The sequence below is a fragment of the Streptomyces sp. DT224 genome (assembly GCF_049844595.1).
GTDB lineage: Bacteria > Actinomycetota > Actinomycetes > Streptomycetales > Streptomycetaceae > Streptomyces.
The window spans coordinates 476,075-497,894 of record NZ_JBNCLI010000002.1; the positions used below are offsets into that span (position 1 = coordinate 476,075).

Consider the following 21,820-nt stretch of genomic DNA (forward strand, 5'->3'; position numbering starts at 1 on the left):
TGTCCGCCCGGATGCCCCGTACGCCGGCGCTCCTCGTCACGGCTTTCGCGGTGGAGGAACGGCGGGTACCGCAGTGCACCGGGCGGGTCAGACGTGCCCGGTCAGGCGGGGGAACAGTCGGTCGGCGCGGATACCCGGCCCGCGGCGGCCGGGTCTCTCACGGCGTCTGCCGGGGTCAGATCCCAGGCTTCGACCGCGAATTCACTGCGCAGTGTGCCCGTCGTACGGGCCTGGAGCCGCCACGGTCCTTCACCCAGTGGATAGAACCGCAGGGTGAGGACCTGCCCGTCGGCGAGGTAGATCTCGGCTATCGAGCGGTCCACGATCACGCGGAGTTCGACGGGGCCGCCGGAGCGCTTCATGGCTGGACAGGGCAGGCTGTACGAGCCGCCCCGGGCCCGTGTGTCGAGCGATGCGTGACTGCGGTCGACGGTGAGGTGCCCGGCCGCGGGGTCGAGATGGATATCGAGGTACTCGGAGCCGTCGGCTGCGGTGATCAGCCGCAGGCCGCTCGTCCCCGTGGCGTCGGGGACCAGGGCGGCGGTGAGGTCGAAGCTGGAGCCGACCTGGCCGAGCTCGATCGGCGCGGCCTGTGTGACGTGTCCGGTCCGGTGCAGTGCGCGCCCGCCTCGCAGGGCGAGGACTTCGCGAGCGGGGCGCTGGGCGACCCTTCCGTCGGCCGTCAGGTTCACCTCACGGGGTAGCGTGAGGACGCCGGCCCAGCCCGCCTCATGTGCCCAGGCGTCGTCGCGTGCCTCCCACGCCCAGGCCCACAGCAGCCACCGGTCGCCCCCGGGGGCCTTCAGCAACGCCGGGGCGTAGAAGTCGGGCCCGTGGTCCAGAGGGGCGGGGGGAGAGTCCGCTGCGAAGCGGCCGTCCTCCTCGCGGCCCGTGTGGACGGTGGTGTGGCTGGGCCCGTTCCGCGGGGTCCAGTCGCTGACGATCAGCACACTCCGGTCGCCGAACATCGCGTACTGCGGGCACTCCCAGCCGATCGGGCCGGTGCCGGTCGCGGCGTCGCTGCTGTGGAAGGGACCGAGGTAGGACCAGTTCTCCAGGTCGCCGGACTCGTACAGCAACGCTGCGGCGCGGCCGTCGTCGAGCGCGGAGCCGACCAGCATCCGCCAGCGGCCGGCCTGCCGCCAGACGTAGGGATCCCGGTACATGGTGGTGCCGGCGGGGGGCTCGGGGATGAGCAGGTCCGGGCGTTTGACCCACGTACGGCCGTTGTCCCGCGACTCGGCGGTGGTGATGGGCTGCCACCAGCGGTCGTTCCGGTGGGCGGAGTAGAAGGCCACCATCCGGCCGCCGACGGAGACGGCGTTGCCCGAGAAGCAGCCGTCGGCGTCGTCACCGTCGGGCGTGGGTGCGAGGGCGACCGGGAGGGGTTCCCAGTTGATCAGGTCGGGGCTGCGGAAGTGGCCCCAGTGCACGTTCGCGTGCTGCGGTCCGTGCGGGTTGTACTGGAAGAACACGTGGTAGTGACCGTTGTGGAAGACCAGCCCGTTGGGGTCGTTGATCCAGTCGCGGGGTGGTCGCAGATGCACGGCCGGGAGGTGGGGGTCGTAAGGCGACGCGGGCACACAGGGCCTTTCTCGGGGTGCGCGAAGCACACGGAAGCCATCAGGAGGAGGGGCGGGCGGCTCGGTGGCGCCGCGGATCAGCCCTTGACCCCGCTGGAGGCGATGCTGTTGACGAAGGAGCGCTGGAACGCCACGAAGAGCGCCAGAATCGGCACGGTGATCATGGAGGAGTACGCCATGATCTGGCCCCATCCCACGTTCAGCTGGAAGAAGTAGGAGATGCCCACCATCACCGGTCGCAGCTCCTCGCTCTGCACGACCATCAGCGGCCACAGGTAGGAGTTCCAGGCCGGCAGGAAGGTCAGGATCGCCACGGTGGCGACGGCGGGGCCGGACAGCGGCATGACGATGCGCCGGTAGATGGTGAACCAGCCGGCGCCGTCCACGATGGCTGCCTCGTCCAGTTCCTTGGGGATGCTCTGGAAGTACTGGTGGAAGAAGAAGACCGAGAAGGCGTTGGCGACGAACGGCAGGATCTGCACCTGGTAGGTGTCCATCCAGCCGGTGCTCCACTCCAGGTGGAATCCGTTGACGTTCAGCAGCGGCAGTTGGTTGACCCACCACACCAGCGGCAGGGCGAAGGTCTCGAACGGCACGATGAGAGTGGCGATGATCGCGGCCAGGACGAGCTTGCGGCCGGGCCACCGCATCCGCGACAGGGCGAAGGCGGCCATGCTGTTGACGACGATGCCGCACACCACGGTGATCGAGGAGATCAGCACGGAGTTCAGCAGGAACCGTGCGGCCGGGACTCGCTCGAAAACAGCTGTGTAGTTGTCCAACGACAGCGCACCGACCGGCAGGAAGGCGCGCAGGGAGTCCAGGTCTCCGAAGATCTGGTCGTCCGGCTTGAACGACGAGACGAACATGAAGACGAGTGGCAGTGCGAAGACCAGGGCCAGGACGATGCGGCCGGTGTGACCGCCGAGGCGCTTGAGGAAGGAAGCCATGTCAGTCCTTCTCCCGGGTCAGGAAACGCTGGACGAGGGACACGCTCAGGACGAGCACGAAGAAGATCAGCGAGACGGCCGCCGCGTAGGCGGTCTGCTGCTGGTCGTAGCCGCTGTGCACCGCCTGGTAGACGACGGTGGTGGTCGAGTCGAGGGGGCCGCCCTGCGTCATCACCCTGATCTGGGTGAAGAGACTGAGCGCCGCGATCGTGATGGTGACGAGCACGAACGTGCGGGTGGCGCGCAGGCCCGGCCAGGTGACGTGGAGGAAGCGGTGCCATCGAGTGGCTCCGTCGAGGTCCGCCGCCTCGTACAGCTCGGCGGGGATGGTCTGCAGGCCGGCCAGCCAGATGATCATGTGGAAGCCGACGCCCTGCCACACCGACATCAGGATGATGGCGGGCATCGCGGTGGCCGGGTCGCCCAGCCAGTCCGGCCCCTGGACCTGGCCGAGGGTGAGCGTGGAGAGGACGTGATTGACCAGGCCGTCCTCCCGGTAGAGGAAGGTCCACAGCAGGGACACCACCACCATGGAGGTGACGACCGGCAGGAAGTACACGGTTCGGAAGAAGTTGACGCCGCGGACCTTGGCGTTGACGAGCAGGGCCAGCACCAGGGCGAGTCCGGCCTGCAGGGGAACGACAACGGCTGCGAAGTAGGCCGTGTTGCGCAGGGACTTGTAGAAGGCCGGGTCCTGGAAGAGCAGGGTGAAGTTCCTCAGGCCCACGAAGCGGGCCGGAGTGGGTGAGACGAGCCTGGCGTCGGTGAACGCGAGCGCGAAGGCCAGAGCAACCGGTACAACGAGGAAGACGATCAGCAGCACGACGGCCGGGGTGGCCATGCCGAAGGCGGTGAAGCTCTCACGGCGACGGGCGTTGGTCGTTCGGGTTCGCCGGACCGGACGCAGCCGCTCGGGGGCTGCGAACATGGTGGGCACGGTATCTCCAGGGGATCGGTCCGGTCCGGACGGCGGGGTCGCGCCCGAACCGGACCGGACGGGTCAGTCGGAGTAGTAGTTGTTCGTCTTCAGGTTGTTGTCGATGCTCTTCGCGGCCTGGCCGAGAGCGTCCTTCGGGTCGGCGCCGGCCAGGATGTCCTTGGACGCCTTCTCGAACTCGGTGGAGATGTAGGGGTAGGCAGGGGTCGCGGGGCGCACCATGGCGTACGTGCGCGCGAAGTCGACGAGCACGTCGAACTTGCCGCCCGGCTGGTAGTCCGCGATCTGCTGCGCCGCCGCGTCGGTGGCCGGGATGGTGCTGGTGGCCTTGGCGTAGTCGACGAAGTACTTCGTCTGGCGGGAGAACTTCAGCCACGCCTGGGCGCCGGCCTTGTTGGAGCAGGTGGAGCTCATCCCCCACTGCCAGGAGGCGCCGCCGATCTTGGGCCCGTCACCGAAGTCCACGGGCGGGATGATCGCCAGGTCGTCGCCGAGCTTCTCGGCGTTCTTCGCGGCGTTCCAGCTGCCGTCCCACTGGAGGGCGGTCTTGCCGGCCAGGAAGTCCTTGTTGGGGTCGGCTCCGGACTTCTTCGCCATGTAGCCCTTGGCCACCAGCGAATGGAACCAGGTGGCCCACTCCACGGCCTTCTCGCCGTCGAGGGTCCCCGAGGCGGTCCGGTAGTCGCCGCGGTCGATCAGGTCCCCGCCGAAGCTCTGCAGCTGCGGGGAGTAGGCGTAGGACCACCACTCGCCGGTGCCGCCGGTGCCCATCTCCAGCGGATGGTCGAACTTTCCGCTCTTCTTGAGCTTGGCGAGCGCCGCGCCGAACTCGTCCTTGGTCCAGGGCTTGTCCATGGTGGGGACACGGACGCCGTTCGCGTGCAGTACGGACTTGCGGGCGAAGAAGGCCAGCGAGACGTCGTAGAAGCCGAACGCGTAGAGCTTGTCGTCGTACCGTCCGACGGTGCTGGCCAGCTGGCTGAGCACGGGCACTTCGCTGCCGGAGACGTCGATCGGGTCCAGGTAGCCGCCCCACGCCCAGTTCGCCACGTTGGGGCCGTCCACGTCGAGCAGGCAGGGCAGCTTGCGGGCGGAGGCCGCCGCGACGACCGAGTTGTTGTAGTCGCTCTGCGGGAACGCCTGCAACTTGACCTTGTACGTGTCCTGGGATCCGTTGAAGTCCTTGATGATCTTCTTCACGACATCGAGTTCCACCGAGTTTCCGGCGTTGTGCGTCCACAGGGTGAGCGTGTTGCCGCTGGCACCGGACGTGCTCGCGCTGCCGGACGTGCATCCGGCGACCAGTGCGGTCGCCGCTGTGACGGCTACACTGGCGGCAGCGAGGCGCCGTGTTCTGAACAGCATGAGGTTCCTCCATCTCACTGAGACGGGTCTTGCAGGACCCGCCCTCGGCGACCGGTTACGACGGTCGCTGTTCTTGGTGGCCGTCCCGCCACCCGCCCGGGACCATCGGTGCGGGCGGCGGGACGGCTGTCTTCTGTGCCGGAGTCAGCCGCCGGCGGGTGCGGCGAGGGAGGCGCGGCTCTGCAGCGGCATGGGCACGCGGTGCACGCCTGCTTCGAGCGGGCCCGGGCGGAGGATCAACTCCATCGCGAGGTGTCCGAGGCGGTAGTGCGGCAGCCGTAGCGTGGTAAGCGCCGGACGCAGCACGGAGGCGATGTCCTGGTCGTCGAAGGAGATGACCGACACATCGCCGGGCACCGACAGACCTGCCTCGCCGAGTGCCTGGTAGGCGCCGAAGGACACCCGGTCCGCCAGACACACCAGGGCGCGGGGCCGGTGGCCCGCCGCCAGCAGGGCGGACACCTCGCGGTGACCGTCGAGCGTGTCCCAGTCGCACTCGATGACGCCTTCCAGCCGTGCCCCGCCTTCGCGCAGAACCTCCTCCAGGCCGCGCATGCGCTCGTTGCCGGCGATGATTCCCTCCGGGGTGGCCGGAACGGCCTGGTGGCCGCCGATCGCCCAGATGCCCTCACCGTGACCGGCCGCGAGCAGCGCCCGGGCCGCGTCCCGTCCGGCCTCGAACTCGTCCGGGACGACGGAGGGGGCGTCGAAGTCGGGAGCCAGGCAGTTCAGCAGCACCACGCGGCGCCCGAACAGCTCCTTGGGCGGGGTCACGTACCGGGTGAACATGGATGCGTAGACCACGGCGTCGACCTGCCGGTCCAGCAGTGCGTGGACCAGGGACGACTCGGCGGCGCGGTCGCCGCCCGCCTCGGTGATGAACAGCAGGTGGTCCCGCTCCCGAGCAGCCTCCATGGCCCCGCGGATCACTTCGCCGGCGAACGGGGTCGTGGTGATCCGGTCCGAAACGAGCCCGATGGTCTGCGTGGACTTCGTCCGCAGACTGCGCGCCGTGACGTTCGGGCGGTAGCCCAGAGCTCGGGCGGCCTCCAGGACCCGTGCGCGCGAGGCGTCGGAGATGCGCATGTCGGTCCGGCCGGACAGGGCGAACGAAGCGGTCGTCGGCGAGACGCCCGCCTTCCGGGCGACGTCGGCCATGGTCACGCGGCGCTCGGGCATCGGGGAACCAGCTCCGTTCAGAAGCTAAATCGGATTAGCAAGGCGTGATGAGCGTGCTGCATCCGTCATGCACTGTCAACACCCCGGACATCTCGCCTGCGTAACGACGCCCTTATGTGCCGTTTCATGCGCCTACGGGGAACCAGGCAACGAACTCCGGCTGCGTTGGCCCTCGCTTTAACGGGCCGGGCGCACGAGCCATACCGGCCCATGGCCTCAACCGAATGGGCAGCCTGTCAGGTGAGGGACCGGCCACTCCTGGGTGCCTCCTGTGTGCACGCAGCCGGGGACACAGCGTCGCGGCCGGCCACCCCCGAATGACTGATCACCCGGCCGCCCCGGACCTGGGCACCACCGGACCCCCACGACGAGCGCCACTCCGTCCTGACCAACCCGCATGACAGAGCCCCGCCAGGCCGGCGGAGCTCTGTCATGTCACCTACGGCTCATGCGGCCATCACCGGGCGGCCCATGGGAGCCCTCGGCAGCACAGTCCCAAAGAAGGCGCTGCAAAGGATTAGTTGCAAAGAAAGGCTTGCAACCGATTCTTTGCATGGCTACCTTGGAGTCATGGAAGAACAGCCCGGCGGACAGATCCGCACTCTCGACGCCCGCTCACTGCGCGGGCTCGCCCATCCGCTGCGCATGCGGCTGCTGGACGCGCTGCGCTTCGACGGACCAGCCACCGCTTCACAACTCGCCGCGAAACTGGGCGAGTCGAGCGGGGCCACCAGCTACCACCTGCGGCAGCTCGCGGCGCACGGCTTCATCAAGGACGCCCCCGAGCACGGCAAGGGGCGGGAGCGCTGGTGGCAGGCGGCGAGCCAGGGGCTGACCTTCGACGACTCCCTGCTCAACCACTCCAGCCCGGAGGTACGCGGGGCCGCAGAGATGTATCTGCACGAGGTCGCGCACACCCAGGCCCGGGACCTGTCGACCTGGCTCGGCGACCGCAACGCCTGGCCCGAGGAGTGGCAGCGCACCTGGGACATGAGCAGCGCGACCCTGCGGCTGACGCCCGAACTCGCCGGGGAGCTCATCGGAAAGATGCACGCGCTCATCGACGAGTACCGCGACCGGATCACCGACGAGGACGAGGGCGACAGCGCCCGCGTACGCCTTCACAGCCATGCGTTCCCCCTCACCACCGAGTAAAGGAGAACCACCGATGCATCCCGACACCCACCTCGCCCTGCACCACGTCCGCACCGCCGAGCTCCACGCCGAGGCAGACCAGCACCGCCTCGCCGCATCCGCCCGGGTCCCCCGTGCTCTTCGCACCCGCCTCGGCTGGACCCTGATCGAGGTCGGCCTCCGCCTGACCACCTCACCCTCCCCCGCCCCGCCCCGGCCCGCCCTCGCCCTCCCGCAGGGCTAGCCCCGTGGTGGCGGTGCCCGGGCCCTCAGGGTGACCGGGTACAGTGCCCGGCGGCATTCCGGCCGCCCGAGGAGGGGAAACGTGACCGACACCAGTGAGGCCCGGTCCGCGGACGGCGAAGCGGCAGCGGGGCCGCCGAGCCGGGTGCGGCGCCTGATGCGTTACATCCCCCTGGTCGCCCCGGTCCTGCTGTGGGCCGTTCCGTGCTGGGTGCTGCTGTACGCCGGGCAGCACTGGCCGCTCCCCGTCACCGTGGGCGGCACCTGTCTCTTCGGACTCGGCCTCGTCACCATGCCGGTCGCGATGGTGCGGGGGCACGGCAGGCGGCAGGAGGACCGGGCGGCGATCGTCGGAGACAGCCTGCTCGGGTGCATCTGGGTGCTGTTCACCTGGTCCGTGCTGCTCGGCGTCCTGCTTCGGCTCGCCCTGACCGCGGCCGGGGCCGGCGACGGGCAGGACCGGGCCAGGATCGTCACCTGGTCGGTGCTCGCGGCCGCCGCCCTCCTGCTCGGCTGGGGTTACGCCGAGGCGCGCCGGGTGCCGAGGGTGCGCCGGGTCGAGGTACGACTGCCGCGCCTGGGGCCGGGCTTGGACGGGACGCGGGTCGCCCTCATCACCGACACGCACTACGGGCCGCTGGACCGGGCCCGCTGGTCGGAGCGGGTGTGCGCCGAGGTCAACGCGCTGGAGGCGGACCTGGTCTGCCACACCGGTGACATCGCGGACGGCACCGCCGACCGCCGCCGCGCCCAGGCCGCGCCGCTCGGCACGGTGCGCGCCGCCCACGCCCGCGTCTACGTCACCGGGAACCACGAGTACTACAGCGAAGCCCAGGGCTGGGTGGACCTGATGGACGAGTTGGGCTGGCAGCCGCTGCGCAACCGCCACGTGCTGCTCGAACGCGGCGGCGACACCCTCGTGGTCGCCGGTGTGGACGACGTCACCGCCGAGGCCTCGGGCCTGGCCGGTCACCGCGCGCATCTCGCGGGGGCGCTGGAGGGCGCCGATCCGGACCTGCCGGTCCTGCTCCTGGCCCACCAGCCGAAGTTCGTCGACCGGGCCGCCGAGGGCGGCGTCGACCTCCAGCTGTCGGGCCACACCCACGGCGGCCAGATCTGGCCCTTCCACTACCTGGTCCGCCTCGACCAGCCGGCCGTCGCCGGGCTGAGCCGCCACGGCGAGCGCACGCAGTTGTACACCAGCCGGGGCACCGGGTTCTGGGGTCCGCCGTTCCGTGTCTTCGCGCCCAGTGAGATCACTCTGCTGGTGCTGCGCTCACCGGAGGGGGCGGCCGGGCCCGCCGCGTCCTGACCCGCGTCCCGTCCGTGGCGCCGCTTGGCGCGATCTCGGCCGATCCAGCAGACTGCCTCCGGCGGCTGAGCAGGGGTGACGGGGGTGCCGGCGGTGTGACAGGAGATGGCGGCGGCCGAGATGGCGCCGGACAACCGGTTCGAGTGGTTCGAGCAGGTGGTGTCCGACGTCCTGCTGCCCACGGAGTTCCGTGCCGCTGACCCGGGCGGTTTCGACGCGCGGGGGCGGCATGTCGGTCTCGGGGCCGTACAGCCGGCGCGGTTCAGCTACGGGCCGCTGCGGGCGCGCAGGACCCCGGCGCTGATCCGGAGAGAAGATCCGGAGCAGTACCACTGGCGCTGGTGACCCGTGGTGCGGCGTGGTTCGCGCAGCAGGGCGGCGAGACCGAACTGGGCGCCGGCGGCATGGCGTTGTGGGACACCTCGCGTCCATACGAGTCGGGGTCGGGGACGGACGGGCGCGAGGTCGAGGTGCTCGTCCTCCAGATACCGAAGGCCCGGATGCCGTTGCCGTCGCAGCGGGTGGACCGGATCCTCGCACGGAGTGTCCCGGGCGACGCGGGGATGGCCGCGATCCTGGCCGGATTCCTGACGAACCTCGCCGCCACGGGCGCCGAGTGCACACCCCAACAGCTCGGCGTGCTCGGCGAGATGGCCGTGGACATGGCCGCGTCCTGCCTGGCCGACCGGATCGGCTCCTCCCCTGTGGAGGCGCCCGCCGAGCTGCGGGCGCACGACCTGCTGCGGCGGGTCAGCGCCTTCGTCGACCGCCACATCGGGGACCCCGGGCTGTCGCCGGGTCTCATCGCCGCCCGCCACCACCTGTCGCTGCGCAGCCTGCACGCCCTCTTCCGTGACCAGCCCGAGAGCGTCGCCGCGATGATCCGCCGTCGCCGGCTCGACGGCTGCCGCTCGGACCTGGCCCGCCCCGAGCTGCGCCGGCAGCCCATCCGGGCCGTCGCCGCCCGGTGGGGCTTCACCGACGCGACCGGGTTCAGCCGCGCCTTCCGTGCGGCGTACGGGGTGGCACCGCGCGACTACCGTGCGCACGCCCTGCGCTCGCAGGCCGGGGCGCCCTGCCCGGGCTGCGGCGAACCGCACGGGGCTGATCCGCTCTGCCCGTGACGCCCTCGGCGGTGACCGCCGCCGAGGGGCCCTCCGCCTACCGCCCCGACAGAGCTTGGCAGTACGTTGTTCCGCAACCCGCTTCCAATATCCGGAACAACCGTCGAAACGAGGCGCCCCGTGCACACCGTGACGTTCCTGACCATCGGCCAGTCCCCCCGCCCCGACCTCTCCGTGGCCGTCGAGGCGGAACTGCCGGCCACGGCCCGGATACGGCACGCGGGGGTCCTCGACGGGCTCGGCCGGGCGGAGGTGGAGGCGCGGTTCGGCGCGGCGCGGGGGCGGGCGACGCTGCTGAGCCGGCTGGCCGACGAAACCCCCGTGACGCTGGACGCCGACGCCGTCGGCGCCGGTCTCGTCGCCCTCGTGGAGCGGGTGGAGGCGGAAGGGGCGGACGTCGTGGTGCTCCTGTGCACCGGGGAGTTCCCGGGGCTGCGGACGCGGCGGGCGCGGCTGGTCGAGCCGGACGCGCTGCTCACGGGGTACGTGGGCGCGGCGCTGCGGGGCGGGCGGGTCGGGATCGTCGTCCCGCTGCCGGAGCAGGTGGCGGAGGCCCGGACGAAGTGGCGGGCGCTCGACCCGGCCCCGGCGTTCACCACGGCCTCGCCCTACGCCGACGACGACAGCGCCCTGCGGGCGGCGGCCCGCGCCCAACTGGAGGCGGGGGCCGACGCCCTGGTGCTCGACTGCATGGGCTACGGAACCAGGCACCGCGAGGCGCTGCGCGCGGCCGGGATCACGGTCCCGGTGCTGACACCGGGCGCGGTGGTGGGCGCGATGCTGGGGCCGCTGCTCGCCTGAGGGCCGGCCCCCGGGCCTATTCGGCCACGTAGCGCAGCCAGTACGGATCGCCGATCCGCTTCCCCACGCGCCGCGCGGCATCGCGCACCGCCCGTCCGAAGCGGGCCTCGTTCTCCCGGCGCAGGTCCGGGGCGGGCAGGGCGATCCCTATGCCGAAGACCTGTCCCGTATCGCCGTCCACGACGGCGGCGGAGATCCCGGCGACGTTCGGCACGAACTCGCCGCGGGAGGACTCCCAGCCGTCGGCGCGCACCCGGGCCAGGGAGGAGACCAGCTCACCGGGGGTGCGGGGAGCCGAGCCGGTGGCCTGTTCGAGGCGGGCGTCGACGAGCCGCAGCACCTGCGCGTCGTCCAGCCGGGCCAGCAGGGCGCGCCCCATGGAGCTGGCGTAGGCGGGCGCGCGGGTGCCGGCCGGGGTGTACGCCTGGAGGGCGCCGACCGTGCCGATGCGCATGTGCAGCACCAGCGATTCGGCGCCGTCGAGCACGTCCACGTAACCGGTGTAGCCGATGTCGGCGACCAGCCTGGCCAGTTCCTCCTCCAGGAGCGAGGCGGTGGAGCGGGAGGCGCGGAAGTGGTACGAGGCTTCCATGACGAGTTCGCCGGGCCGGTAGGCGCGGCTCACCGGATCGCGGTCCAGGAAGCCGTACTCGGCCATCATGCTCAGCGTCCGTGAGACGGAGCTCTTCGGCAGGTCGAGGGCGCCCGCCACGTCCGTCACGGTCAGGTCGCGCTGAAGGCGCGCCAGCAGCCGCAGGACGTCCCGCGCGTTGGCGAGTGTGCTCACCGTTCTCCTGCCTCCCCCGGACCCCGGGGCCCGTGCGTCCGATCGTAAGGGCCGCCCACATACCGAGACCGCCGCCCACCCCCTTGACGGGCGGGCGCACCCCCGGAGATGATCCAGCACATCCAGATATTCACACACGGTTCCATATTTTGGAACTCCTGGAGCGGCGGACACGCCGCCCCGCACGGAAGCACCGGAGATCCATGAGCACCGACGCGACGAACCGGGCCGTCACCGACGCCTCGCACCCCGCGGCCGAGGCAGCGCGCCATCCCCGCGCCCTCGCGCCCGGCAACCTGATCCTCACCGTGGTGCTCAGCGTGTTCGGCGCGGTCGTCGGCGTGCAGCTGCTCGCCACCCTCGGCGTCACGCCCAGCACCTCGCTGATCGGCGCGCTGGCCGCGATGACGCTTGCGCGCGTGCCGCTCGTCGCCTTCCGCGGCTTCCGCTCGGTCCACGCGCAGAACCTGGCGCAGACCAGCATCTCGTCGGCCACGTTCGGCGCCGCGAACAGCCTGTTCCTGCCGATCGGCATCCCGTTCCTGTTCGGCATGGACGACATGATCGTCCCGATGCTGGTCGGGGTCTCGGTCGCGATGCTGGTCGACGCCTGGCTGCTGTACCGCATGTACGACACCCCGGCCTTCCCCGCGAAGAACCCGTGGCCGCTCGGGCTCGCCGCCGCCGAGGCGATCAGGGCGGGCGACGAGGGCGGCCGGCGCGCCAAGGTCCTCGGGCTGGGCCTGGTGACCGGTCTGGTGGGCGCGGTGTTCTCGCTGCCGATGTCGGCGTTCGGCGTGGCCCTGATCGGCGGCTTCGGCGCGATGGCCGCGTTCGGCGTCGGCCTGCTGTTCACGCAGTACGCGGACCCGCTCTTCGGACTCGACCTGAACGCGATGTACCTGCCGCACGGGATGATGATCGGCGCCGGGCTCGTCGCGCTCGTCCAGGTCGGCCGGACCATCCTCGGCGCCCGGCGCGCCAACGCGGCCGAGGCCCGCTCGGCCGGTGTGCCCGAGGGCGCCGAGGAGGGCGCGCGGCGCCTGGGCCGCTCGATGCGGCTGGGCCTCGGCGCCTACCTCGCCATCTCGGTCCTGCTGGCCTTCGCGACCGGCGCCGCCACCCACATGAGCCCGGGCATGCTGATCGGCTTCCTGGTGTACGCGACCGTCGCGGCGTTCCTGCACGAGCTGCTGGTCGGCATCGCGTCCATGCACTCCGGCTGGTTCCCGGCCTTCGCGATCGCCCTGATCACGCTGCTGCTCGGCATCCTCATCGGCTTCCCGCCGGAGGCGCTGGTCGTGCTGTCCGGCTTCACCGCCGCGACCGGCCCGGCCTTCGCGGACATGGGCTACGACCTCAAGACCGGTTACCTGCTGCGCGGCGAGAACGCGGACCCGGCCTTCGAGCTGGAGGGCCGCCGCCAGCAGCTGATCGCCGCGATGATCGGCTTCGGCGTCGCGATCGTCGTCGTCCTCGTCTCGTACCGGATGTTCTTCGACAACGGGCAGACCGCCCCGATCGACGCCGCGTACGTCGCCGCGATCAAGGCCGGCCCGTCCGTCGAGACCGCGAAGCATCTCGCGCTGTGGGCGATCCCGGGCGCGATCGTGCAGCTCGTCGGCGGGTCGAAGCGTCAGCTCGGCATCCTGCTCGCGACCGGGCTGCTGATCACCACCCCGATGGCCGGCTGGATGGTCGCCGCCGGCATCGCCGCCCGCGTCCTCGCCCCGCGCCTCCTCGGCCGGGACGTCAAGGGCGACCTGGAGGTCTTCGCCGGCGGTGCGATCGCCGGCGACGCCCTCTACTCCTTCGGCAACGGCGTGTTCAAGGCCGTCAAGTAGCCGACCCCCTTCTCTGCCCTCTCGTACACCCGCACTGCACCACCCTGGGAGAACCCCGTGAAGCGACAGCTGACCCATGACGACATCCGCGCGGCCGTGTACGGCGGTGCCGTACTCGGCGGAGGCGGCGGCGGGTTCGTGGAGCGCGGTCTGCGCACCGCCGAGCTGGCCCTCCAGGTCGGCACCCCCGAGCTGTGGAGCGCCGACGAGTTCGCGGACGGCGACCTGACCGCGACCGTGGCCCTGGTCGGCGCCCCCGCCGCGCCCGACCCGCAGGTGCTGCCGACGCACCTGGTGCGCGCGCTGGAGCTGCTGCGCCGCGAGCTGCCGGGCGACCTGGTCGCGCTGCACACGAACGAGAACGGCGCCGAGACCACGATCAACGGCTGGTTCCACTCCGCGCTCACCGGCCTCCCCGTCATCGACCTGGCGTGCAACGGCCGCGCCCACCCCTCCAGTCAGATGGGCGCAATGGGCCTGCACCGCCGCGAGGGCTACCGGTCCAGCCAGGGTTACGCGGGCGGCAAGCCGCACACCTACGTCGAGGGCGCCGTCTCCGGCGGCCTGGACGCTACGTCGAACGTGGTCCGGCGCGCCTCCGTCGAGGCGAACGGCTGGGTGGGCGTCGCCCGCAACCCCGTCGAGGTCGGCTACGCGGTCCGCAACGGCGCCCCGGGCGCCATCTCGTTCGCCATCGAGCTGGGCCACCGCTTCCTGGCCGAGGGCCCGGCCGGCGCGGCCCGGCAGCTGGGCGGCGAGATCGCCGCTTCGGGGACCGTGCGCGAGTACCGCTGCGAGCAGCGCGAGGGCCTGGACGTCGGCGTCGCCGTCCTCAACGACGCGGCGGGCACCACGCTGCACTTCGTCAACGAGTACATGGCCCTCGACCTGGCGGGCGAGCGCCGGGCCGCGTTCCCGGACCTGATCACGACGTTCGACGAGGCGGGGCAGCCGCTCGCCTCCGCCGATGTCGAGGTGGGCAAGCGCATCGAGGTCCTGGTCGCCCCGGCGGAGAACCTGCTGCTGTCCCCGACGATGTACATGCCCGAGGTGTACGCCCCCGTCGAGGCGCTGCTCGGCATCGAGTTCGCCCCTGCCGCGAAGGCGCTCGCCCATGTCTGAGCCGTTCCTCGCCGACCCCGGCCCCGTACGGGAGTTCTGCGACGCGCGGTGGGAGACCGAGATCCTGCCACTGGTCCGGGACCACATCCGGGTCCCGGCGGTCAGCCCCGCGTACGACCCGGAGTGGGAGGCCCGCGGCCACCTGGACCGGGCCGTCGACGCGGCGGCGGGCTGGCTGCGCGAGGTCCCGCTGCCGGGTCTGCGCACCGAGGTCCTGCGTGCCCCGGGCCGTACGCCCCTGATCTTCTTCGAGGTCCCCGGCACGGGCACCCGGTCCGACGAGACCGTCCTCTTCTACGGCCACCTCGACAAGCAGCCCGAGGGCGAGGGCTGGACCGGGGGCCGCACCGCGTGGGAGCCGTCCTCCGACGGCACCCGGCTGTACGGGCGCGGCGGCGCCGACGACGGGTACGCGCTGCCCGCCTCGGTGACCGCGATCCGGGCCCTGGCCGACCAGGGCGCGGCCCGGCCCCGGTGCGTCGGGGTGTTCGAGGCCGGGGAGGAGTCCGGCAGCCCGGACCTGGACCACTGGTTCGGGGTGCTGGCGGACCGGATCGGCGAGGTGGGCCTCGTGGTCTGCCTGGACTCCGGCGCGGGCGACTACGAACGGCTGTGGCTGGTCACGTCGTTGCGCGGGGCCTGCGGCGGCACGCTCGACGTGCGGGTCCTCGGCGACGGCGCGCACTCCGGGGACGCCGGAGGCGTGGTGCCCTCGTCGTTCCGGGTGCTGCGGCAGCTGCTCGACCGCGTGGAGGACGGGGCGACGGGCACGCTGCGCCCCGCCGTCCTGCACGGCGAGATCCCCCCGGAGCGCCGTGAGCAGACCCGCGAGGCGGCGGCCCTGCTCGGCGACGGGGTCCGGGAGCGCTTCGACTGGCACGGGGACACCTCGGCCATGGCCGACGACCCCGGGGAGCTGCTGCTCAACCGGGCGTGGCGCCCCAGCCTGGAGGTCACCGGCGCGGACGGGCTGCCCCCGGTCGCCTCGGCCGGCAACGTACTGCGCCCGCGCACCCGGGTGAAGCTGGCGCTGCGGCTGCCGCCGACGGTGGACAGCGCGGCGGCCGTCGCGGAGCTGGGCAGGCTCCTGGAGGCGGACCCGCCGTACGGCGCGACGGTCCGCTTCACGCCCGACCGGGTCCTCGCGGACGGCTGGCACGCGCCCGCCGAGGAGCCGTGGCTGAGCGCCGCGCTGTCCGCGGCGAGCCGGGCCTGCTTCGACGGGGCGGACGTCGCCCGGATCGGGCAGGGCGGCACGATCCCGCTCATGGGGAAGCTGTCCCGCCAGTTCCCCGGGGCCCAGTTCCTGGCGTGCGGAGTGCTGGGCCCGGGGGCCAACGCCCACGGGCCGAACGAGTCGCTGCACGTCCCGTACGCGCGGCGGCTCACCGCGAGCCTGTCCCTGACCCTGAACGCCTTCGCCGTACGGGAGCGGACCACCGGGTGAGGGGGTGTCACACCTTCTTCAACGACGTGAGGTGGGCGAAGACGACGACGTTGGCCGAGTAGCCGTCCTTCTTGTTGAAGCGTCCCCCGCACGTCATCAGGCGGAGTTCCGGGCGGCCGGTGCTGCCGTACACCTTGTCGTCGGGGAACTTGTCCTTCGTGTACGTCTCGACCGCGTCGACCGTGAACGCGGCTTTCCGCTTGTCGGCCCGGGTGACGGTGACCTTGTCGCCCTTGTGCAGGGCGTTGAGGTTGAGGAAGATCGCCGGTCCGGTCTCCGTGTCGCGGTGGCCGACGATCAGCGCGGTGCCCTGCTCGCCGGGTGAGGGCCCGTCGCGGTACCAGCCCACCTCCCTGGGTGTGCTCATGGGCGGGGCCCCGAGGTGCCCCTTCTCGTCGAGCCCGAGGCCGGTGACCGGCGCCTCGATGAAGATCGCGGGCACCGCGACCTTCACCGGCCGCGACGGGGACAGGGGTGCGTGCGGGACCGGCCGGTCGCCGCCGCCCGCGGCGTCGTTGCCGTGGGCGGCGGCGACCGGATCGTCGGACGAGTCGGAACTCGCCCAGACGATGCCGGTCACCAGCGAGGAGGTCACGCACAGCGTCATCGTGAGACGACAAGCCCGGCTCGGGCCCCGTCGGCGTCTTCTGCGCGGGTTATGCCTCGTTGCGGGCACGGCGGCGTGCGGCTCGGCGGACCATGATCAGCCCGGCGGCTCCGGCGGCCCCGGCCGCCAGCGCGGCGGTGGTCGCGACGTTCGAGTCGCTCTCGGAGCTGACGCTCTCCATGTCCGGGACGCCGCCGCCACCGGCGGGCACGCCGCCGGACGGCTGCTCGTAGCCCGCCTCGGAGTCCGAAGCGGCCGAACCGCGCTCGCTGCTCCCGGCGGAGCCGTTGTTCGCGGAGCCGTTGTTGGCGGCCGGCTTGGTGCAGTTGACCTTGAACGCCTTGTTCTTCGGGCCGGACGGAACGATCCACACCAGCTGGTACGTGCCCTCGGGAAGCAGGTACTCCTGGCTGCGCGCCGTGCCGTTCACCAGGGGCAGGGTGCTGGCGAGGGTGTCCCCCGGGGGCGTGGTCGGGGGCTGTGCGGTGATGGTCCACGGCACGGCCCGCATGTCGCCGAAGTTGTCGGCCTGGAGGACGAACTTGCAGACCTCGTTGCCGTCGCCGCCGCGCGCCGCCCAGCCGCCGGGGCGGATGTCGATGTCGCCGCTGTCGCCGGGGGCGGCGAAGGCGGCCGACGCCCCGCCCAGGGTGGCAGCGGCGGCGGCGACCGCGGCGGCCGCGACGGTGCCCGCGCGGACGCTGCGGGCACGGACAGAAGCGGAAATACGCATGCTGAACTCCTTCGAGCCGGGATGATTGTCGTACTGATCAATCGATCGACCTAAGAGATGCCATGACGCACGGGATAAATGCCACGTAACACTCTGATAAGTGCGACAAGTACCCTGAGTAGCCGATAGCGGTCCGACCCGAAGAGCCCTTCGGACACGAGACCGGGGCGCCCGAGGGCGCCCCGGTCTCGGCCGCCGCACCCCGCCTGCGCTGCTCGGCGGCGTACAGCAGTCGCGACGTCCGTCAACCGCTGCTGCTCGCGGATCTCCTCACCGCCGGACCGACACCATGAGCGGGCCCGAAGACTCCTGGTCCCCTGAGTTCGTCGAAGCCGACCTCATCCCACCGGACGCCTTCTGCGCCGACCGGGACAACTCCCTCGCTCAGGCGACCGGGACATCGACGCCCTCTGGTTCACGGCCGGGACGGCAGGCCGACGGTCCGTCCCTCCGGAACCCGGGCCTCGCCCTGGGCCTCTCCCCCGCGGCGGCTGAGCGGCCGCCCCTCACACCCCCACCCCCAGCAGTTCCCCGAACGCCGTGGTCCCCTCCGGCGTCACCTTCACCGCGCGCCCCGAGCCGACGCGCCGCACCCACCCGCGGTCCAGGGACGCCGCGCACAGCGCCGCGCCCAGGGCGCCCGCGAGGTGCGAGCGGCGCTCGGTCCAGTCCAGGCAGGTGCGGACGAGGGGGCGCCGGGACCCGGCGGGCTGCCGGTAGTCCAGGGTGTCGGCCAGCCAGGCCCGGCCCGCCGGGGTGACGGCGATCCCGGAGGCGGTGTCGACCAGGCCGCGCGCGCTCATCGCGTCCGCCAGGGCCACCCCGAGCCGGCCGGCCAGGTGGTCGTAGCAGGTGCGCGCCCGGGCCTCGGCGTCCTGGCGGACCGCGGCGCGCAGGGTGCGGGGGCGGGGCGTGCCGGCGGCGTAGCCGGCGAGCGCCTCGGTCAGCGCGGCCGCCTCCGGGCCCGCGAGCCGGACATAGCGGTGCCGGCCCTGGCGCTCCTCGGTCAGCAGGCCGCCGGCCACCAGGCGGGAGATCTGCTCGCTGGCGGTGGACGCGCCGACGCCCGCGTGCCGGGCCAGCTCCCCGGAGGTCCAGGCCCGCCCGTCGAGCAGCGCCTCGCAGAAGGCGGCGCGGGTGCGGTCGGCGAAGAGGGCGGCGGTGTCGGCGAGAGTGGACATGGGTCCATGGTGGCGCAGCGACGGTTCGGCGGGGGCCGAAGTGTTCCGGGCCTACGGTCTGAGTCATGAGTCACACGACGACACACGAGTTCCGCCGGTACGCGGAGATCCGGGCGGCCCTCGCCGACCCCGCGCTCGTCCCTCCGGCGCCGAGCCCCCTCGGCGGGGCGCCCGGTGCGAGCGTCGCCTGGCTGCGGGCCGCCGTGGCGAGGTTCGCCTCCGGTGAGCCGCACCGGCGGCGGCGGGCCCTGGTGGAGGCCGAACTCGCCCGTCTGTCCCCGGCCGGTCTGCACCGGGCGGCCTCGGCGGCCGACGGGGACGGCGATCCGCGGACGCGCGTGGTGAGCAGCCTGGCCGCCGCGCTGGACATGCCGGAGCCGGAGCGGATCGCCCGGGAGATGGCGGTGGTCGCGGACGCGTACTTCGGCGAGGACGGCGGGACCGAGGCCGACCTGGCCGTCGCCCGGCTGGTCGCGCTGCTCGCGCCGGGACCGGCGGACGAGGCCCGCCTGGAGGCCGTCGCCAACCGCATCGGACTGCTGGCCCAGGCGTGCGCCGCGACCGCCACGCTGGTGGAGGCCGTCACGGCGGCCGGGGCCGGGGTGCCGACGGCCCGGGTGCTGCGGCACGATCCGCCGGTGCGGGTCATGCGCCGGGTCGCCGTGCGCGCCACCCGGGTCGCCGGACGGGAGATCGCCGAGGGCGACGAGGTCCTGCTCGATCCGGTGGCCGCCCAGCAGGACCACCCCGTGCCGCTCACCTTCGGCGCGCCGCCCCGGGTCTGCCCGGGCAGGGCGCACGCCCTCGCGCTGACCGAGGGTCTGCTCGGGCGGCCGATGACGCCGTTCGCCCGGCTCCACCACCGGCGAAAGGCCCTGCTGCTGCCCAACGCCTGGGACCACGCGTCGGCCGCCGCGCTGGCGGCCGAGGGGTTCGAGGCGGTGGGGACCACCAGCCTGGGCGTGGCGGCGGGGCTCGGTCTGCCGGACGGGGCGGCGGCGACCGAGGAGGCGACCGTGGACCTGGCCCGGCGGCTCGGGCGGGGGTCGTTCCTGTTCAGCGTGGACGCCGAAGGGGGGTTCAGCGACGACCCGGCGGAGGTCGCCTCGTTCGCGCGCCGGCTGTACGAGGCGGGGGCAGCCGGGATCAATCTGGAGGACGGCCGGGCCGACGGCACCCTGGCACCGGTGGAGCTGCACGCCGCGAAGATCGCCGCCGTGAAGGAGGCGGTGCCCGGGCTGTTCGTCAACGCCCGCACGGACACGTACTGGCTGGGGGTCGAACAGGAGCGCACCGCCGGCCGTCTCGCGGTCTACGAGCAGTCCGGTGCGGACGGGGTGTTCGTGCCGGGTCTGTCGGACCGGGCGGGGATCGCCGCGCTGACCGCCGTCCTCCTGACCCCGCTGAACGTGCTGTACAGCCCGGCCGGGCCCGGCATCGACGAGCTGAGCGCTCTGGGGGTGCGCCGGGTCAGCCTCGGCTCGCTGCTCTATCGGGAGGCGCTGGCCGGTGCCGTCTCCACGGCAGCCGCGATCCGGGACGGCGGCCCGGTGCGGGGCGGAGCGCTCCCGTACGCCGCCGTGCAGGCGCTGGCACCGGGCGACGGGTCAGGGGGTCGCGGCCGAGACGACGTAGACGACCGGTGACATCGGGTCCGTCATGTCCACGGTGATGTCCTGGGTGGGGCGCGGGTCCTTGTTGGTGTGCGTGGTGCCCGCCCAGGAGACGCCGTCGCCGAAGTACCAGCCGGCGATCTCGGTGTCGCGATGGCTGATCGTGACCTTGCCGAGCTCCAGGGCTGCGCGGCCGGTGCCGATGTCGTTCAGGAAGGCGTCCAGGCCGTTGGACGTCGTGCGGAACTGCACGTACATCCGGCTGGCCTTCCAGTTGTTCGTCTCGTAGTACTGGACCTCGGTCGCGTAACCGGGGATCGGGACCTCGAAGATGCGGCGCAGCATCCGGGAGGGCCAGCCGGGACGCAGCCCCTGCGCGGCGGCCTCGGCGGCCTTGTCCTCGCCGGAGCGGCGGCTCTGGCCCGCCGAGATCAGCAGGTATCCGGCGGGGACGCCGATGAGCAGCACGATGATCGTCGCCGTGATCAGGCGCCGGCGGATCAGCCGGCGGCGGGTCTCGGGGGGCGGCCCGTCGCCCTCGTCCCGCGGCGGGGACTGGCGCGGCACGACGGGGTGCTCGGCTGCGGTCATGGGTGTGGGGCCCCTAGGAAGTGCGGGTGTTGCGGTTGCTGCGGAGGGTGCTCGTCGCCTGGTCGTAGATCTGCGCGTACCGCTCGTACCGCTCGACGCGGCGGCGGTTGGTGCGGCGGAAGCGCCTCGCGACCAGCCGGGCGAGGTCCGCCGCGCCGACCATACCGGCCTCCGGGCCGAGCTGCGCCTTGGTGATCCGGGCCTCGGGGCGGTAGCCGCGGCCGGTGAGCTGGCGCTTGAAGGCGTCCCGGGCCGGGCCGATGAGCAGGTCGTCGGCGGCGCTGACCCCGCCGCCGATGACGAAGCAGGAGGGGTCGAGCGCGGCGGCCAGATTGGCGATGCCGACGCCGAGCCACTGGCCGATGTCCTGGAGGAGCTCGACGCACATCGCGTCGCCCTCGCGGGCCAGTTCGGTGATGAGCGGTCCGGTGATGTCCGGGACGTGGCCCTTGACGCGCTCGATGATCCCGTGGGCCACCGGCGAGTCGGCGACGGCCAGCTCGCGGGCCTCGCGGACCAGGGCGTTGCCGGAGCTGTACTGCTCCCAGCAGCCCCGGTTGCCGCACGGGCAGCGGTGGCCGCCGGGGACGACCTGCATGTGGCCGAACTCACCGGCGACGCCGTACTTGCCGCGCTTGACCTGGCCGTCCTCCAGGATCGCGCCGCCGATTCCGGTGCCGAGGGTGATCATGACGAGGTGGTCCTCGCCGCGCCCCGCGCCGAAGCGCCACTCGGCCCAGGCGGCGGTGTTGGCGTCGTTGTCCACCATGACCGGGACGACGAGCCTGGAGGCGAGGGCGTCGCGCAGGGGCTCGTCGCGCCACGCCAGGTGCGGGGCGAAGAGGACCTTGGAGCGGTCGGCGTCGACCCAGCCGGCCGCGCCGATGCCCACCGCGTGCACGTCGTGCCGGTCGGAGAGGTCGAGGACCAGCTCCACGATGGTGTCCTCGACGACCTTCGGGCTCTTGGACTTGTCCGGGGTCTCCGTGCGCACGGTCTCCAGGATCGTGCCGTCGGCGTCCACGACGCCGGCCATGACCTTGGTGCCGCCGATGTCGATGCCGACGGTGGGGACCCGGGGCGCCGTGAGGTGCGAGCGCCTCTCCCGGGTGCCCACGGTCCGCAGGACGGTCGCGCGGGCGGAGCCGCGGTGTGCGAAGTCGCGGTACGTGCTCATCGTCCCTGGGTGTGGATTGGGGTGACCGGGTCAGGAGTGATCCCGGTGGCGGACGGCGCCCGTCTGCCCCGATTCTGCCACCCCGGGAGC

At 72.5% G+C, this 21,820-nt stretch carries 20 protein-coding genes and 1 pseudogene; 10 read left to right on the forward strand and 11 right to left on the reverse strand.

From position 1 onward, the window contains the following. Positions 1–101: 101 nt before the first annotated feature. The 5 genes from ACLQ2N_RS05750 to ACLQ2N_RS05770 all read right to left on the reverse strand — a co-directional run bounded on the left by ACLQ2N_RS05750 (position 102) and on the right by ACLQ2N_RS05770 (position 6,014). Positions 102–1,547, reverse strand: coding sequence for a glycoside hydrolase family 32 protein (locus ACLQ2N_RS05750; RefSeq protein ID WP_425809690.1), 1,446 nt, complete (start codon positions 1,545–1,547; stop codon positions 102–104). Between the two features lie 113 nt (positions 1,548–1,660). After that, positions 1,661–2,533: a carbohydrate ABC transporter permease gene (locus ACLQ2N_RS05755; protein WP_425809692.1), complete on the reverse strand. Its 873-nt coding sequence runs from the start codon at positions 2,531–2,533 to the stop codon at positions 1,661–1,663. Position 2,534: 1 nt separating this feature from the next. Beyond that, entirely contained in the window at positions 2,535–3,461 is a 927-nt protein-coding gene (locus tag ACLQ2N_RS05760) for a carbohydrate ABC transporter permease (RefSeq protein WP_425809694.1), read from the reverse strand. A gap of 72 nt (positions 3,462–3,533) precedes the next feature. Further along, entirely contained in the window at positions 3,534–4,835 is a 1,302-nt protein-coding gene (locus ACLQ2N_RS05765; RefSeq protein ID WP_425809696.1) for a sugar ABC transporter substrate-binding protein, read from the reverse strand. 144 nt (positions 4,836–4,979) lie between these two features. Then, positions 4,980–6,014: a LacI family DNA-binding transcriptional regulator gene (locus ACLQ2N_RS05770; RefSeq protein WP_425809698.1), complete on the reverse strand. Its 1,035-nt coding sequence runs from the start codon at positions 6,012–6,014 to the stop codon at positions 4,980–4,982. A 570-nt stretch (positions 6,015–6,584) separates the two neighbouring features. Here ACLQ2N_RS05770 and ACLQ2N_RS05775 point away from each other — a divergent pair. From ACLQ2N_RS05775 to ACLQ2N_RS05800, 6 genes and pseudogenes are all read left to right on the forward strand, one after another. Continuing rightward, a complete protein-coding gene (locus ACLQ2N_RS05775) occupies positions 6,585–7,169 on the forward strand; it encodes an ArsR/SmtB family transcription factor (RefSeq protein ID WP_425809700.1) in 585 nt (194 codons plus the stop codon). Positions 7,170–7,182: 13 nt separating this feature from the next. After that, positions 7,183–7,392 carry a hypothetical protein gene (locus ACLQ2N_RS05780; RefSeq protein ID WP_425809702.1) on the forward strand — a complete coding sequence of 70 codons (210 nt, stop codon included), beginning with the start codon at positions 7,183–7,185 and terminating at the stop codon, positions 7,390–7,392. Between the two features lie 81 nt (positions 7,393–7,473). Then, complete coding sequence (locus ACLQ2N_RS05785; RefSeq protein WP_425809704.1) at positions 7,474–8,703, forward strand: metallophosphoesterase; 1,230 nt, start codon at positions 7,474–7,476, stop codon at positions 8,701–8,703. A gap of 120 nt (positions 8,704–8,823) precedes the next feature. Beyond that, positions 8,824–9,323, forward strand: a pseudogene (locus ACLQ2N_RS05790) (cupin domain-containing protein); the annotation flags it as partial. A gap of 42 nt (positions 9,324–9,365) precedes the next feature. Beyond that, positions 9,366–9,827 (forward strand): helix-turn-helix domain-containing protein, encoded by a 462-nt coding sequence (locus ACLQ2N_RS05795; RefSeq protein WP_425810216.1) that lies wholly within the window; start codon positions 9,366–9,368, stop codon positions 9,825–9,827. A 120-nt stretch (positions 9,828–9,947) separates the two neighbouring features. Then, on the forward strand, positions 9,948–10,628 hold the full coding sequence (locus tag ACLQ2N_RS05800) for an AroM family protein (RefSeq protein WP_425809706.1): 681 nt from the start codon (positions 9,948–9,950) through the stop codon (positions 10,626–10,628). A gap of 16 nt (positions 10,629–10,644) precedes the next feature. Here ACLQ2N_RS05800 and ACLQ2N_RS05805 read toward each other — a convergent pair whose 3' ends face one another. Continuing rightward, a complete protein-coding gene (locus tag ACLQ2N_RS05805) occupies positions 10,645–11,415 on the reverse strand; it encodes an IclR family transcriptional regulator (protein WP_425809708.1) in 771 nt (256 codons plus the stop codon). Between the two features lie 203 nt (positions 11,416–11,618). On the opposite strand from ACLQ2N_RS05805, the gene ACLQ2N_RS05810 reads away from it, so the two are divergent. Genes ACLQ2N_RS05810 through ACLQ2N_RS05820 form a run of 3 tightly spaced genes read left to right on the forward strand, consistent with a single transcriptional unit; the run spans position 11,619 to position 15,828 of the window. Continuing rightward, positions 11,619–13,259: an OPT/YSL family transporter gene (locus ACLQ2N_RS05810; protein ID WP_425809710.1), complete on the forward strand. Its 1,641-nt coding sequence runs from the start codon at positions 11,619–11,621 to the stop codon at positions 13,257–13,259. Positions 13,260–13,316: 57 nt separating this feature from the next. Continuing rightward, on the forward strand, positions 13,317–14,381 hold the full coding sequence (locus ACLQ2N_RS05815; RefSeq protein WP_425809712.1) for a DUF917 family protein: 1,065 nt from the start codon (positions 13,317–13,319) through the stop codon (positions 14,379–14,381). After that, positions 14,374–15,828, forward strand: coding sequence for a M20/M25/M40 family metallo-hydrolase (locus ACLQ2N_RS05820; RefSeq protein WP_425809714.1), 1,455 nt, complete (start codon positions 14,374–14,376; stop codon positions 15,826–15,828). The genes ACLQ2N_RS05815 and ACLQ2N_RS05820 overlap by 8 nt, the downstream gene beginning before the upstream one ends. Before the next feature lie 7 nt (positions 15,829–15,835). Here the strand turns inward: ACLQ2N_RS05820 and ACLQ2N_RS05825 are convergent, their stop codons facing one another. From ACLQ2N_RS05825 to ACLQ2N_RS05835, 3 genes are all read right to left on the reverse strand, one after another. Next, positions 15,836–16,435, reverse strand: coding sequence for a class F sortase (locus tag ACLQ2N_RS05825; RefSeq protein WP_425809716.1), 600 nt, complete (start codon positions 16,433–16,435; stop codon positions 15,836–15,838). A gap of 49 nt (positions 16,436–16,484) precedes the next feature. Continuing rightward, the gene (locus ACLQ2N_RS05830) at positions 16,485–17,168 is read right to left on the reverse strand and encodes a hypothetical protein (RefSeq protein ID WP_425809718.1); all 684 of its coding nucleotides are present in this window, start codon (positions 17,166–17,168) and stop codon (positions 16,485–16,487) included. 506 nt (positions 17,169–17,674) lie between these two features. After that, entirely contained in the window at positions 17,675–18,349 is a 675-nt protein-coding gene (locus ACLQ2N_RS05835) for an ArsR/SmtB family transcription factor (RefSeq protein ID WP_425809720.1), read from the reverse strand. Positions 18,350–18,414: 65 nt separating this feature from the next. Here ACLQ2N_RS05835 and ACLQ2N_RS05840 point away from each other — a divergent pair, with 65 nt between their 5' ends. Next, positions 18,415–19,995, forward strand: coding sequence for an isocitrate lyase/phosphoenolpyruvate mutase family protein (locus ACLQ2N_RS05840; RefSeq protein ID WP_425809722.1), 1,581 nt, complete (start codon positions 18,415–18,417; stop codon positions 19,993–19,995). Here the strand turns inward: ACLQ2N_RS05840 and ACLQ2N_RS05845 are convergent. Then, a complete protein-coding gene (locus ACLQ2N_RS05845; protein ID WP_425809724.1) occupies positions 19,957–20,553 on the reverse strand; it encodes a hypothetical protein in 597 nt (198 codons plus the stop codon). The two genes, ACLQ2N_RS05840 and ACLQ2N_RS05845, sit on opposite strands and share 39 nt — an antisense overlap. Before the next feature lie 13 nt (positions 20,554–20,566). Then, the gene (locus ACLQ2N_RS05850) at positions 20,567–21,730 is read right to left on the reverse strand and encodes an ROK family glucokinase (RefSeq protein WP_425809726.1); all 1,164 of its coding nucleotides are present in this window, start codon (positions 21,728–21,730) and stop codon (positions 20,567–20,569) included. Positions 21,731–21,820: the final 90 nt, after the last annotated feature.